This window comes from Streptomyces sp. NPDC028991 (assembly GCF_055564775.1).
This window is the reverse complement of sequence record NZ_JBVHVP010000014.1, coordinates 134,810-148,456: the sequence shown is the minus strand read 5'-3', so window position 1 is coordinate 148,456 and position 13,647 is coordinate 134,810. Positions and strand designations below refer to the sequence as shown.

Below are 13,647 nucleotides of genomic sequence, written 5' to 3'. Positions count from 1 at the left end.
AAGAGAGCAGACCGACAGCCATGGCTGAGGCTCAGAACATCCCCGTGGGGTCCACCACCGCGGGCCAGATCGCGGTGGCCGCCGAGTCGACCGTCGCCACGCGCATGAGCGCACCCGCGTCCTTCGACGTGGCGGACTTCCCGGTCCCCCACGGCCGCGAGGAGGAGTGGCGGTTCACCCCGCTGGAGCGGCTGCGCGGGCTGCACGACGGCACCGCGGTCGCCACCGGCGACGGCGTGAAGGTCGACGTCGACGCGCCCGAGGGCGTCGTCGTCGAGACCGTCGGCCGTGACGACGCGCGCATCGGCAGGGCGGGCACCCCGGTGGACCGGGTCGCCGCCCAGGCCTACTCGGCGTTCGAGAAGGCCGGCGTGATCACCGTCCCCAAGGAGACGGTCCTCACCGAGCCGATCCGGATCGCCGTGCACGGCGAGGGCGGCACCGCCTACGCCCACCAGGTCGTCGAGCTGGGTGCCTTCGCCGAGGCCGTGGTCGTCATCGACCACACCGGTGACGCGGTGCTCGCCGGCAACGTCGACTACGTCCTGGGCGACGGCGCCAAGCTGACCGTCGTCTCCGTCCAGGACTGGGACGACAAGGCGGTGCACGTCGGCCAGCACAACGCGCTGATCGGCCGGGACGCGACCTTCAAGTCGTTCGTGGTCACCTTCGGCGGCGACCTGGTCCGGCTGCACCCGCGCGTCGCCTACGCCGGCCCCGGCGGCGAGGCCGAGCTGTTCGGTCTGTACTTCACCGACCAGGGCCAGCACCAGGAGCACCGGCTGCTGGTCGACCACAACATCCCGCACTGCAAGTCCAACGTCGTCTACAAGGGCGCGTTGCAGGGCGACGACGCGCACGCGGTCTGGATCGGCGACGTGCTCATCGAGGCCGCGGCCGAAGGCACCGACACCTACGAGATGAACCGCAACCTCGTCCTCACGGACGGCGCGCGGGTCGACTCGGTGCCGAACCTGGAGATCGAGACCGGCGAGATCGTCGGCGCCGGTCACGCCTCCGCCACCGGCCGCTTCGACGACGAGCAGCTCTTCTACCTGATGGCGCGCGGCATCCCCGAGATCGACGCCCGCCGCCTGGTGGTCCGCGGCTTCTTCGCCGAGCTGGTCCAGCAGATCGGCGTCGCGGACATCGAGGAGCGTCTGCTCGCCAAGATCGACGAGGAGCTGGAGGCGTCGGTCGCATGACCTTCGTACGCGTCTGTGGAGCGGACGAGCTGGAGGAGGACACCCCCAAGAGGGTGGAACTCGACGGCACGCCGATCTCCGTCGTGCGGACCGAGGGCGAGCTGTTCGCGATCCACGACATCTGCTCGCACGCGAACGTCTCCCTCGCCGAGGGCGAGGTCGACGACTGCCACATCGAGTGCTGGCTGCACGGCTCGCGCTTCGACCTCCGTTCCGGCAAGCCCGACAGTCTTCCGGCGACGCGCCCCGTCCCCGTATACCCCGTAAAGATCGAAGGGGACGACGTGCTCGTCTCCCTCACCCAGGAGTCCTGAGGCACCCATGGCAACGCTTGAAATCCGAGACCTGCACGTCACCGTCGAGGCCGACAACGCCACGAAGGAGATCCTCAAGGGCGTCGACCTCACCGTGAAGCAGGGCGAGACGCACGCCATCATGGGCCCGAACGGCTCCGGCAAGTCGACCCTCGCCTACTCCCTCGCGGGTCACCCCAAGTACACGATCACCGGCGGCACCGTGCTGCTCGACGGCGAGGACGTCCTGGAGATGTCCGTCGACGAGCGCGCCCGCGCCGGCCTGTTCCTCGCGATGCAGTACCCGGTCGAGGTCCCCGGCGTCTCGGTCTCCAACTTCCTGCGCACCTCCGCCACCGCAGTCCGCGGCGAGGCCCCCAAGCTGCGCCACTGGGTGAAGGAGGTCAAGGAGACCATGGAGCGCCTCAACATGGACCCCGCCTTCGCCGAGCGCAACGTCAACGAGGGCTTCTCCGGCGGTGAGAAGAAGCGCCACGAGATCCTCCAGCTCGAGCTGCTCAAGCCGAAGATCGCGATCCTCGACGAGACCGACTCCGGCCTCGACGTCGACGCCCTGCGCGTCGTCTCCGAGGGCGTCAACCGCGTCCACGAGTCCGGCGAGGTCGGCACCCTGCTGATCACCCACTACACGCGCATCCTGCGCTACATCAAGCCCGACCACGTCCACGTCTTCGCGAACGGCCGCATCGCCGAGTCGGGCGGCCCCGAGCTGGCCGACAAGCTGGAGGCCGAGGGCTACGAGGCATACACGAAGGGCGGCGCATCCGAGTGACACAGCTGCCGGGCCTCCTCGACACCGAGGCGATCCGCAAGGACTTTCCGATCCTGGACCGCCAGGTCCACGACGGGCGGAAGCTCGTGTACCTGGACAACGCGGCGACCAGCCAGAAGCCGCGACAGGTGCTGGACGCGCTCGGCGAGTACTACGAGCGCTACAACGCCAACGTCCACCGTGGCGTGCACGTCCTCGCCGAGGAGGCCACGGCACTGTACGAGGGCGCGCGGGACAAGGTCGCGGAGTTCATCAACGCGCCCTCCCGCGACGAGGTGATCTTCACCAAGAACGCCTCGGAGTCGCTCAACCTCGTGGCCAACATGCTGGGCTGGGCCGACGAGCCCTACCGCGTGGACCACGAGACCGAGATCGTCATCACGGAGATGGAGCACCACTCCAACATCGTGCCGTGGCAGCTGCTCGCGCAGCGCACCGGCGCGAAGCTCCGCTGGTTCGGCCTCACGGACGACGGCCGCCTGGACCTCTCGAACATCGAGGAGGTCATCACGGAGAAGACGAAGATCGTCTCCTTCGTGCTGGTGTCCAACATCCTGGGCACCCAGAACCCGGTCGAGGCGATCGTGCGCCGCGCCCAGGAGGTCGGTGCGCTCGTCTGCATCGACGCCTCCCAGGCCGCGCCGCACATGCCGATGGACGTACAGGCCCTCCAGGCCGACTTCGTGGCCTTCACCGGCCACAAGATGTGCGGCCCGACGGGCATCGGCGTCCTGTGGGGCCGCCAGGAGCTGCTGGAGGACCTCCCGCCGTTCCTCGGCGGCGGCGAGATGATCGAGACGGTCTCGATGCACTCCTCCACGTACGCCCCGGCCCCGCACAAGTTCGAGGCGGGCACGCCCCCGATCGCGCAGGCGGTCGGCCTGGGCGCGGCGATCGACTATCTCGACTCGATCGGCATGGACAAGATCCTCGCCCACGAGCACGCGCTGACCGAGTACGCGGTGAAGCGCCTGCTGGAGGTCCCGGACCTGCGCATCATCGGCCCGACGACGGCCGAGGAGCGCGGCGCGGCGATCAGCTTCGCGCTCGGCGACATCCACCCCCACGACGTGGGCCAGGTCCTCGACGAGCAGGGCATCGCGGTCAGGGTCGGCCACCACTGCGCCCGCCCCGTCTGCCTGCGCTACGGAATTCCTGCGACCACGCGAGCGTCGTTCTATCTGTACTCCACGCCGGCCGAGATCGACGCACTGGTCGACGGACTGGAGCACGTACGGAACTTCTTCGGCTGACGGGACGAGCGAAGAGCATGAAGCTGGACTCCATGTACCAGGAAGTCATCCTGGACCACTACAAGAACCCGCACGGCCGGGGCTTGCGGGATGGCGACGCCGAGGTCCACCACGTCAACCCCACCTGCGGCGACGAGATCACGCTGCGCGTGAAGTACGACGGCACGACGATCAGCGACGTCAGCTACGAGGGCCAGGGCTGCTCGATCAGCCAGGCGAGCGCCTCCGTGCTGAACGACCTGCTGGTCGGCAAGGACCTCGCCCGGGCGCACCGGATCCAGGAGACCTTCCTGGAGCTGATGCAGTCCAAGGGCAGGATCGAGCCGGACGAGGCGATGGAGGAGGTCCTGGAGGACGCGGTCGCGTTCGCCGGGGTCTCGAAGTACCCGGCCCGGGTCAAGTGCGCCCTGCTGAGCTGGATGGCCTGGAAGGACGCGACGGCCCAGGCACTGGACGGCGCCGACGCCGAGAAGGAGACGACGGCATGAGTGAGACCGTGGAAATGAAGCCGGCCTCCGAGGAGGAGGTCCGCGAGGCCCTGCTGGACGTCGTGGACCCCGAGTTGGGCATCGACGTCGTCAACCTGGGCCTCATCTACGGCGTTCACGTCGACGACGCGAACATCGCGACCGTCGACATGACCCTGACGTCGGCGGCCTGTCCGCTGACGGACGTGATCGAGGACCAGGCCAAGTCCGCCACGGACGGCATCGTCAACGAGCTGCGGATCAACTGGGTCTGGATGCCGCCGTGGGGCCCGGACAAGATCACGGACGACGGTCGCGAGCAGCTGCGCGCGCTCGGGTTCAACGTCTGACCGCACCCGCACCGCTTCACGAAACGGCGACGCCCATCGGGCGTCGCCGTTTCCTGTTTCCGTTCTCGTTCCCGGGTCCGCACCCGGTCTTCGTTATGTACGCTCGTACACATGGGATATCTGCTCCTGGCCGGAGCCATCGCCGCCGAGGTCGCCGGGACCACCGCCATGAAGTACAGCGAGGGCTTCACCAGGCTGGGCCCCTCCCTGCTGACGGCGCTCGCGTACGTGCTCTCCTTCGGGCTGCTCGCCCAGACCCTGAAGGTCCTCGCCGTGGGCACGGCGTACGCCATCTGGGCCGGCGTCGGCACGGCCGCCATCGCCGTGATCGGGGTGACGTTCATGGGCGAGGGGATGACCGTGGCCAAGGCCGTCGGCATCGCACTGATCATCATCGGCGTGGTGGTCCTGAATCTGGGCGGCGCGCACTGATGTCCCGGCGCTACGACCCCGAGCGGCGTCAGCGCATCATCGACGCGGCGATCCGGGTGGTCGGGCGGAAGGGCATCGCCGGCCTCAGCCACCGCACCGTCGCCGCCGAGGCGGACGTCCCCCTCGGCTCGACGACGTATCACTTCGCGACCCTGGACGAACTCCTGGTCGCCGCCCTGCGCCAGGCCAACGAGGGTTTCGCGAAGGTGGTCGCCGCGCACCCGGGCCTGTCCGACCCGGACGCCGACCTGCCCGCCGAACTCGCCCGCGTCCTCGGCGAGTGGCTGGCCGGCGACCGTAACGGCGTGGAGCTGGAGTACGAGCTGTACCTGGCCGCCCTGCGCCGCCCCGCCCTGCGTCCGGTCGCCGCGGAGTGGGCCGAGGACATCGCCGGCCTCCTCTCGTCCCGCACCGACCCGGTGACGGCCCGGGCACTGGTCGCCCTGCTGGACGGGATATGCATCCAGGTGCTCCTGACGGGGGTGCCGTACGACGAGGGATTCGCACGGGAGATGCTGGGGCGGGTACTGGGCCGGTGACCGGGACGAGCCTGGCGGGAGGCGCCGCAGCGGGCCCGCACCGCCCGGCACGCGAGACGGCCGCGGGGTCGGCTCGCTTCCGCGGGCGAGGGCCGGTTAGGTTGCCCTCATGACCGACACGACTGCTCCCCGTACCACCGGCGCCGTGGCCGCCGGGCTTGCCACGATCGCCGCCGACGGCACCGTCCTCGACACCTGGTTCCCGGCCCCCGAACTCTCCGCCGAGCCCGGCCCCTCCGGCACCGAGCGCCTCTCCGCCGAACAGGCCGCCGAACTCCTCGGCGGCGCCGCGACCGCGGCGGTCGGTCCGGACGCCCGGCGCGGCGTCGAAGTGGTCGCGGTCCGCACGGTCATCGCCTCGCTGGACGAGAAGCCGGTCGACACGCACGACGTCTACCTGCGCCTGCACCTGCTCTCCCACCGCCTGGTCAAGCCGCACGGCCAGAGCCTGGACGGCATCTTCGCCCACCTCGCCAACGTCGCCTGGACCTCGCTGGGCCCGGTCGCCGTCGACGACGTCGAGAAGGTCCGCCTCAACGCCCGCGCCGAGGGCCTGCACCTCCAGGTGACCTCGATCGACAAGTTCCCGCGCATGACGGACTACGTCGCCCCCAAGGGCGTCCGCATCGCCGACGCCGACCGTGTCCGCCTCGGCGCGCACCTCTCCGAGGGCACCACGGTCATGCACGCGGGCTTCGTCAACTTCAACGCGGGCACGCTCGGCACCTCGATGGTCGAGGGCCGCATCTCCGCCGGCGTCGTCGTCGGCGACGGTTCCGACATCGGCGGCGGCGCCTCCACCATGGGCACCCTGTCCGGCGGCGGCAACGTGCGCATCACCATCGGCGAGCGCTGCCTGGTCGGCGCGGAGGCGGGTGTGGGCATCGCGCTCGGCGACGAGTGCGTGGTCGAGGCAGGCCTCTACGTCACCGCCGGCACCCGCGTGACGATGCCCGACGGCCAGATCGTCAAGGCCCGCGAACTCTCCGGCGCCTCCCACATCCTCTTCCGCCGCAACTCGGTCACGGGGACGGTGGAGGCCCGCCCGAACAACGCGGTGTGGGGCGGCCTGAACGACGTGCTGCACAGCCACAACTGACGCCGTAGTCGGTCGCCGACGGCCGAGCCGCCCTTCCGACACGCCCCTGCCGGGCCTGTAGGGAGGGCGCTCACCGTTTCAGGGCCCGGTACCGGTAGCCGCCCGGCACGCCCCGGGCCACGTAACGTCTTCTGCTCACCGCGGCGACCGTAGACGGAGGGCGTGCGTTCCGCCAACGGAACAGGGGAGCGTGCTGCGAGCGCCCCCCGCACGTACGGATGACTCACCGTGACCTTCCGGTGGTCTTGGCGGATGAACGGGTGGACGCAGAGTCCGATCAGACGCCGATCAGACGAAACGAGGGCCTGGTATGACGAACGAACGGGCGAGGACCGTGGCGCGTTGGCTGGCCGGGGCGGGCGCCGCGGTGCTGGTGTGCTGGGGCCCGGCGGGGGCCGCGCAGGCGGACGAGATCACCTCCGGTTCGCACAACGGTCCCCGGGTCGGCCTCCTCAACGTCGACGTGGGGCAGATCGACGACCCGGCGGAGGACGTACTGGAGCACACCCTGCTTTTCGGGGACGGCTACACCTGGAGCTGACCGGTGGCGGCGACCAGTTCCTCGTACGCGGCCAGCAACCCGTCGGTCGTCGCGCCGTCCGCCGGCCGCAGCGGTGCGCGGACCGGGCCCGCGGGCAGGCCGAGCGCACCGAGGAGGGCCTTCGCGGTGACCGTGCCGGGCAGGCCCGCCGCCGTCATCGACTCGACGAGCGGGGTCGCCCGCCGCTGGAGCAGGGCGGCCCGCCCGGTGTCGCCCGCGTCGAATGCGTCGAGGACGGTCCGGAACAGTCCTGGAACGATGTTGGCGACCGTGCTGACGTACCCCGCCGCGCCGATCGCGTACAGGGCGAGGACCTGCTCGTCGCAGCCCGCGTAGTACGCCAGATCCGTCCGGGAGAGCACCTTCTGGGTGCCGAGCAGATCGTAGGAGCAGTCCTTGACGGCGACGATCCGCGGGTGCCCGGCGAGGCGGACGAGGGTGTCGGGTTCGATGCGGGTGCCGGTGCGGCCCGGGATGTCGTAGAGGGCGAGCGGCAGCCCGCAGGCGTCCGCGACCTCCAGGAAGTGCGCCTCCAGGGCGTCCTGTGGGGGCCTGCTGTAGTACGGCGATACCACGAGCAGGCCGTCCGCGCCCGCCTTCTCCGCGGCCAGCGCCAGCTCCACCGTGTGCCGGGTGTCGGCCGTGCCCACCCCGGCGACGAGCGGCACCCGGTCCCCGACCGCCTCCCGCACCGCCGTGACCAGCGCCGCCTTCTCGGCGTCCGTGGTGGTCGGCGACTCCCCCGTGGTACCGGACAGCACCAGGCCGTCGCAGCCCCGCGACACCAGCCGGCCGGCGAGCCGCTGGGCACCGTCGAGATCGAGCGCGCCGGCCTCGGTGAAGGGCGTGACCATGGCGCACAGGGCGCGGCCGAAGGGCGCGGGGGAGGGGCGGTCGTCGAATGCGGTCATGGGAGTAGTGTCGGCGGCCCGACTGTGTAGCTCCACTTAATTCTGCTACGAGGTATGTGTAAGGGATGCTGCGTCGTCGGCGGTGGGCGAGGACAGGGGTAGCGCCGGTCGGCCGGGGGTACCCGGGGTGCTCCGAACCGAGAGGAGGCGGAACCGTGACCGGGACCATGCACACGAGGCCTGTGCACGACGAACAGCACTCCGTGGGTGAACTCGTCGGTCAGGCCACCGAACAGCTCTCCCGGCTCGTGCGCCAGGAAGTGGCCCTCGCCAAGATGGAGCTGGCCGAGAAGGGCAAGCGGGCCGGGCGCGGCGGCGGGATGCTCGGCGCCGCGGGCGCCATCGCGTACGTCGGCCTGTTCGCACTGGCCGGTACGGCCACCGCCGCGCTCTCGCTGGCGCTGCCCGTCTGGGCCGCGGCGCTCATCGTGACGGCGGTGCTCTTCGTGATCGCGGGCGTACTGGCGATGATGGGCCGCGCCCAGCTCCGCCGCGCCGTGCCGCCGAAACCCGAGGAGACCCTCGGCAGCGTCAGGGCCGACGTGGACCAGATCAGGGAAAGGGCGCATCGATGACCGACGCGACAAGCGGTGACGGTACGAGGACCGGCTCCACCGCGCAGCCGGTCGGCGGGGCCAAGGGGCCCGACGAACTGCGGCAGCAGATAGAACAGACCCGCGGCCAGCTCGGCGACACCGTGGAGGAGCTGGCGGGGAAGGCGGATGTGAAGGGCCGTGCCAAAGCCCGGGCCGCCGACCTCAGGGACAAGGCCGGCGCCATGACCGTGCAGCTGCGCAGTTCCGCCGCGCAGGCCGGGCACACCGTGCAGGACAAGGCGAGCCGGGCCGGGCACACCGTGCAGGACAAGGCCGGTCGGGCGGGACATGCCGCGCAGGACAAGGCCGGCCGGGCCGGGCACGCCGTGCAGGACAAGGCGGGCAGGGCCGGGCACGCCGCGGAGCGGCACGTGCCGGGACGGGCGCGCGGTGCGGTCCAGGCCGGGCTCAGGCATCCCCGCGCGGTACTGGCCGTCGGGGCGGCGGCGGGCGCGTTGGTCGCGGCGGGCGTGCTGTGGCGCCGCCACGATCACGGGTACTGCTGACGACGCGGTCGGCCGGCGACGCGGTGCGACGAGGGGCCCCGGGCACCCGGGGCCCCTCGTCGCGGGCGTCGTACCGGCACCGCCGGAACGGAGACCGGCCGCCGCCCGAGAAGGCTTGACCCGGCTTGACCTCAACCATGGTCGAGGTCGGAGAGTGGTGCGTGCACCCGACGACCACCGATCAGTGGAGACCGGCATGACCCGCCGTACCGACGCCCACCCCGAACTCGTCCGCCCCGACGTCCAGGCCCCCTTCTTCAGCACCTGGCGGGTGGGCACGCCCGAACGGCAGCGGCAGACCGTCGATGCCATCGCCCGTACCTGGGAGCGTCGTCCCTGGCCCGGCGACGACCTGCTCGGCTACCACGTCTACACCGGCCACGACGGCAGCACGCTGCTGCACCACTCGCAGTGGGCGAGCGAGCAGGCGTACGAGGCCTTCGTCAAGACCCGCCGGCAGGAGCGCGTCGACGAGATCGACACCGCCGTGCCGGGCATCGAACGGCTGGGCCTCGGCAGGTACCGGCGCTACCGCAGTAGCACTCGGGAGAACGGGACGGCGCCCGTCCCGGGCTGCATCGTGATCGTCGACGTCGAATTCGAAGGACCCGACCCCGAGCGGCAGCGCGCCTGGGTCGACGCCGTCTTCGAGGCCCTGGAGAGCGAGCCGGAGCCGCACCCCGGCGGCATCTCCGCCCACTTCCACCTCAGCACCGACGGCACCCGTGTCCTCAACTACGCCGAGTGGGAGAGCGCCCGGGCCCACATCGACGCCCTCGCCGCACCGGGCGACGGCATCGGCTCGGCGACGGCGCAGTGGGAGCGGGTGCGGAACTGGCCGGGTCTGACCGGCGGTGGCGGGGTCAGCCGCTACGACCACGCCCTCGGCCTCGTGCCCCGCTGAACCCGCCCCCACCGGGCACCGGTTACGGACGGAACCGCAGCACCTGCGGGTCGTGGTCGCTGATCTGGTCGTGGAACTCGGCGTTGACGTGCACGCTGTCGTACGACAGGTGCCCGCCCCACCGGACCGACGGACTGACCAGGATCTGGTCGAGGACCTGGCTGTTGCCCTGGTAGACGTACGAGTAACGCTCGCTGCGCGGCAGCGACCTGACCGCCGACCACAGGGCGCCGTCGTCCTCCAGGACGCGGGTGGTCCGCGAGAACTCGAAGTCGTTGATGTCGCCCAGGGTGATGACGTCCGCGTTCTTCTGGGTGGCGAGGACGTCCTTGACGAAGGTGTTCACGGCCTTCGCCTGGAGGTGGCGCTGTGTCTCCGAACTGCGCGACGGCGGCTGGTACTGGGCCGTCAGGCTCTGGTCGCCGCCCTTGGAGCCGAAGTGGTTGGCGATGACGAGCACCGTCCGGCCGCGGAAGACGAACTCGCCGGCCAGCGGCTTGCGGCTGTCCTCCCAGGCGGGGTCCGCCGGGTCCACGCGGCCGGGGGAGTGGGTGAGGGCCGCCTTGCCCCGCACCTTCGTCACCCCGGTCGCGGTGGTCGCGTCGCCGGCCCCGCGATCGGTGAAGGAGACCCGCTCCGGGTTGAACAGGAACGCCTGGCGGATGTTGCCGCCGGGCTGGCCGCCGTCCGCGCCGTCCACGGGGTCGATGCCGCGCCAGTCGTAGCGCGGGCCGCCGGCCGCGACGATCGCGTCGATCAGCTTGCCGACCGTCTCGTCGGCGGCCACCGTGCCGTCGTTCGTGGCGCCGTTGTTGTCCTGGATCTCCTCCAGGGACACGATGTCGGGCGCCTTGAGGTTGCGCACGATCGTTTCGGCGTGTGCGGCGAAGGTGTCGTCGGACGGGTCGAGGTTCTCGACGTTGTACGTCGCCACCGCCAGTTCCCGGCTGCTCTGCCGGCGCGTCGACTCGCGTTCCAGGCCCCCGCTCTCCAGGGCTCCGATCTCGCTCGCGACGAGCGTGTAGCCGCCGTACTGGTTGTAGTCCAGCGGTCCCGCGGTGGTCCCGGCGAGGGTGTCGCCCACGTTGGCGTCGGGGAAGTCGGCCGGCTTGCAGAGGGACTGGATCTGGAGCCGGCCGGTGTTCTGGGAGTCGTAGGAGCCGTACACCGTGCCGCCGCGGCGGTTGGCGTTCTCCCAGGGCTTCACCGTGACCCACAGCTCGGTGTACGGGTCCGTGGCGCCGACCACGCGAGCGTCGGCGACCCGGACGTTCATGCCCTCCAGGGACTCGTAGTAGTCCAGGGCGTACGTGCCGGGCCGCAGCGTCAGACCGTTGACCGAGCCGTTCGCGGCCTCGTCGCCCTCCGGGGCGTACGCGCGCGGCACCGACCGGGCGGAGACGGTCGTCGCGGCCGGGACCTCGTTGCCGCCGGAGACGACGGTGAACGTCGGGCGGGTGATCTCGGTCAGCGACTGGTTGCCGGACGAGGTGCCGCCCGGGACGTACTCCGAGACCGTGCCGGAGACCGTGACCGCGTCACCGACGGCGACCTTCGGGGCGGAGCCGGTGAAGACGAAGACGCCCTCGCTGGTGGCCGGGTCGGCGTCCGGGTTCGGGTCCTGGATCCAGAAACCCCTGGAGCTGCCGTAGCCGCGGACTCCGGTGACGATTCCGGCCACGTCCGTGACCTGCTTGCCCGCGTACGGCGACAGCCGGGTGCTGCCCTGGATGTCGTGGACGCGCACCGAGTCGGCGTGCGCGGGTGAGGTGAGGACGATGGTCGACGCCGCCGAGCAGACTGCGGCGACGGTGAGCGCGGCGAGGCGCGCGGAGGACTTGCTGGCCAACGGGATCCCTCCGGGGACGAGTACAGAGCGCCGGGACGAGGGTGGGGCGGATGGAGCGATGACGGGCGCGACGGAATGGGGTGGGACGCGAGGGGCCGCAGGGCACTGTGAGCCTGGGTGAACACTTGTCCCCCCGCTTTCTACGCGCGTCAATCTCCTGCCTGGCCAGACCAGTTGTCAAGGTTTCGGCCATGTACTCCACCCGTCGGGGAGATGAACCGGGCGGCATGGGTGGAAACCCGTCTAGGCTGAGCTGTTGAGCCGTACGGCGCCCGGATGGCCGTACGGCGGTCAAGGCGCGCGAGGAGAAACAGCCGATGTCAGACAGCTCCACCCTGCCGCCCGCACGGCTGCGTCCCGAAGCGGAGCTGGCCCGCGACGCGCTGTCCGCGCCGGTGCTGTCCCGGGCCGCCCGGCTGGCCCGCTGGGCCGGCCCGGACACCCGCGTCGACGCCGGGGGCGGGCTCGTCGAGGAGCAACTGCCGGCGGCGGCCGAGGAGCTCGGGCTGAGCGGGGACGACGCCGCCGCGTACGCGAGCGAGGCGTGGCGGATCGCCGTGGACACCGGCCTCGTCGAGATCACCGACGAGGAGGCGGGCACCGTCGCGGCGGGTGAGGACCTCGCCGCGCTCACCGGCGGCTCCCCGCAGGACGTGCTCGGACTGTGGCTCACCGCCCTGGAGGCGGTGCTCGCCGACGCGAGCGTGCCCGACCTCGACGACCTGGTCGACGCGATGGCCGAGGGCGGCGAGGTCGACCTGTCCTCCCTCGACTGGAACCCGGAGGCCGAGGCGGAGTTCCTCGACGGCGTGCTCGGCAACCTCTACCTGCTCACGGTCGGCGAGGACCGCCCCGGCGACGCAGCGGTGCCGCTGCCCGCACTGGCGGCGTCCGTGATCGTGCCCAGCGACATGGGCGAGCCCACCAACGACGTGCTGGAGCAGGTGTCCGACGCGATGATGCGGCTGGACGACCAGTTCCGGCTGCTCGAACCCATCGGCCTCGTGGAGTACCAGCCGGTCGACGAGGACCTGATGGCCGACGCGGACGAGGAGCCCGCGGCGCCCGTCGACGAGACCGACGTCGCCCGCTACGGCATGGTGCGGCTCACCCCGCTCGGCCTGTACGGACTGCGCGTCCGGCTCCTGGAGGCCGGCTTCGAGGCACCCGCCGTCGGCGACCTCGCCGACAAGGGCGCCGACGCGCTGCTCGACGGCACGGCACCCTTCCCGCCGGCCGCGGCCCACGCCGAGACCGAACTGTGGCTGGCCGGGCGGGGCCCCCTCACCGCGGCCCGCGAACTGCTGGCGGCGGCGCGTGGCTCGGACTCCGGGGCGCCCCTGCGCCGGCTGCGCTGCCAGCAGGCACTGTCCCTGGTCGGCGCCGAGGCGGAGCCCGCGCTGCGGGAAGTCCTCGACGACGCCGAGCTGGGCGGGCTGGCCCGGGTCTGGCTGACCGAGCACGGCGCCCGGGACGTTCCCGCCCCGCCGCAGGAGATGGTCTTCTGGCTGACCATCGACACCGTGGCGGCACAGCTCGCGGCCGAGGGGAACTCCGAGGAACTGCGTGCCCTGGTGGAGGGGCTGGCGCGGCAGCACAGCGGGTTCTTCGACACGGTGTGGCGGGTCGCCCACCCGGCCACGCCGGACGTGCTGGAGGCGATGGGGCGGCTGCACCCCGACAAGAAGGTCGCGAAGGAAGCCCGCAAGGCGGCGTTCAAGGCCCGGTCGCAGCAGGGCGGCTGACGCCGGGCAGTCACACCGGGCGGAGCCCGGTTGACGCCGGTCCTCGGGCGTGGGGGGGGGGGGGGGGGGGGGGGGGGGGGGGGGGGGGGGGGGGGGGGGGGGGGGGGGGGGGGGGGAGGGGGGGGGGGGGGGGAGGAGGGGATGGGGGTGTATGTCAGTGGTTT

General features: G+C 71.6%; 16 protein-coding genes. 14 read left to right on the top strand and 2 right to left on the bottom strand.

Annotation, left to right across the window (positions count from 1 at the left end; all coding sequences use genetic code 11):
- Window positions 1-20 precede the first annotated feature (20 nt).
- The 10 genes from sufD (at window position 21) to ACZ4V1_RS25385 (ending at window position 6,972) form a co-directional block, all read left to right on the top strand.
- Window positions 21-1,205 (top strand): Fe-S cluster assembly protein SufD, encoded by a 1,185-nt coding sequence (gene sufD / locus ACZ4V1_RS25430; RefSeq protein ID WP_468339927.1) that lies wholly within the window; start codon window positions 21-23, stop codon window positions 1,203-1,205.
- Window positions 1,202-1,519, top strand: a complete 318-nt coding sequence (locus ACZ4V1_RS25425; protein ID WP_003976896.1) for a non-heme iron oxygenase ferredoxin subunit — start codon at window positions 1,202-1,204, stop codon at window positions 1,517-1,519. Before sufD ends, ACZ4V1_RS25425 begins: the two co-directional genes overlap by 4 nt.
- A gap of 7 nt (window positions 1,520-1,526) precedes the next feature.
- Window positions 1,527-2,291 (top strand): Fe-S cluster assembly ATPase SufC, encoded by a 765-nt coding sequence (gene sufC, locus ACZ4V1_RS25420; RefSeq protein WP_121746395.1) that lies wholly within the window; start codon window positions 1,527-1,529, stop codon window positions 2,289-2,291.
- Window positions 2,288-3,544, top strand: coding sequence for a cysteine desulfurase (locus ACZ4V1_RS25415; RefSeq protein ID WP_468339925.1), 1,257 nt, complete (start codon window positions 2,288-2,290; stop codon window positions 3,542-3,544). The genes sufC and ACZ4V1_RS25415 overlap by 4 nt, the downstream gene beginning before the upstream one ends.
- Before the next feature lie 17 nt (window positions 3,545-3,561).
- On the top strand, window positions 3,562-4,032 hold the full coding sequence (sufU, locus tag ACZ4V1_RS25410; protein ID WP_468339923.1) for a Fe-S cluster assembly sulfur transfer protein SufU: 471 nt from the start codon (window positions 3,562-3,564) through the stop codon (window positions 4,030-4,032).
- Complete coding sequence (locus ACZ4V1_RS25405; RefSeq protein ID WP_468339921.1) at window positions 4,029-4,361, top strand: metal-sulfur cluster assembly factor; 333 nt, start codon at window positions 4,029-4,031, stop codon at window positions 4,359-4,361. Before sufU ends, ACZ4V1_RS25405 begins: the two co-directional genes overlap by 4 nt.
- Before the next feature lie 111 nt (window positions 4,362-4,472).
- Window positions 4,473-4,793, top strand: a complete 321-nt coding sequence (locus ACZ4V1_RS25400; RefSeq protein WP_468339919.1) for a DMT family transporter — start codon at window positions 4,473-4,475, stop codon at window positions 4,791-4,793.
- Window positions 4,793-5,332: a TetR/AcrR family transcriptional regulator gene (locus ACZ4V1_RS25395; protein ID WP_468339917.1), complete on the top strand. Its 540-nt coding sequence runs from the start codon at window positions 4,793-4,795 to the stop codon at window positions 5,330-5,332. The genes ACZ4V1_RS25400 and ACZ4V1_RS25395 overlap by 1 nt, the downstream gene beginning before the upstream one ends.
- A 109-nt stretch (window positions 5,333-5,441) precedes the next feature.
- Window positions 5,442-6,431, top strand: a complete 990-nt coding sequence (gene dapD, locus ACZ4V1_RS25390; RefSeq protein WP_468339915.1) for a 2,3,4,5-tetrahydropyridine-2,6-dicarboxylate N-succinyltransferase — start codon at window positions 5,442-5,444, stop codon at window positions 6,429-6,431.
- Between the two features lie 310 nt (window positions 6,432-6,741).
- Complete coding sequence (locus tag ACZ4V1_RS25385) at window positions 6,742-6,972, top strand: hypothetical protein (protein WP_468339913.1); 231 nt, start codon at window positions 6,742-6,744, stop codon at window positions 6,970-6,972.
- On the opposite strand, the gene dapA is transcribed toward ACZ4V1_RS25385, so the two are convergent.
- Window positions 6,957-7,883: a 4-hydroxy-tetrahydrodipicolinate synthase gene (gene dapA, locus ACZ4V1_RS25380; RefSeq protein ID WP_468339911.1), complete on the bottom strand. Its 927-nt coding sequence runs from the start codon at window positions 7,881-7,883 to the stop codon at window positions 6,957-6,959. The two genes, ACZ4V1_RS25385 and dapA, sit on opposite strands and share 16 nt — an antisense overlap.
- A 155-nt stretch (window positions 7,884-8,038) precedes the next feature.
- Between dapA and ACZ4V1_RS25375 the strand changes: the two genes are divergently transcribed.
- The 3 genes from ACZ4V1_RS25375 (at window position 8,039) to ACZ4V1_RS25365 (ending at window position 9,889) form a co-directional block, all read left to right on the top strand.
- Entirely contained in the window at window positions 8,039-8,458 is a 420-nt protein-coding gene (locus ACZ4V1_RS25375; RefSeq protein ID WP_375923385.1) for a phage holin family protein, read from the top strand.
- Window positions 8,455-8,985, top strand: coding sequence for a DUF3618 domain-containing protein (locus ACZ4V1_RS25370; protein ID WP_468339908.1), 531 nt, complete (start codon window positions 8,455-8,457; stop codon window positions 8,983-8,985). The genes ACZ4V1_RS25375 and ACZ4V1_RS25370 overlap by 4 nt, the downstream gene beginning before the upstream one ends.
- A 196-nt stretch (window positions 8,986-9,181) precedes the next feature.
- Window positions 9,182-9,889 (top strand): antibiotic biosynthesis monooxygenase, encoded by a 708-nt coding sequence (locus tag ACZ4V1_RS25365; RefSeq protein WP_468339906.1) that lies wholly within the window; start codon window positions 9,182-9,184, stop codon window positions 9,887-9,889.
- A gap of 22 nt (window positions 9,890-9,911) precedes the next feature.
- On the opposite strand, the gene ACZ4V1_RS25360 is transcribed toward ACZ4V1_RS25365, so the two are convergent.
- Complete coding sequence (locus tag ACZ4V1_RS25360) at window positions 9,912-11,738, bottom strand: endonuclease/exonuclease/phosphatase family protein (RefSeq protein ID WP_468339904.1); 1,827 nt, start codon at window positions 11,736-11,738, stop codon at window positions 9,912-9,914.
- Between the two features lie 317 nt (window positions 11,739-12,055).
- Here ACZ4V1_RS25360 and ACZ4V1_RS25355 point away from each other — a divergent pair, with 317 nt between their 5' ends.
- A complete protein-coding gene (locus ACZ4V1_RS25355; RefSeq protein ID WP_468339902.1) occupies window positions 12,056-13,483 on the top strand; it encodes a hypothetical protein in 1,428 nt (475 codons plus the stop codon).
- Window positions 13,484-13,647 lie beyond the last annotated feature (164 nt).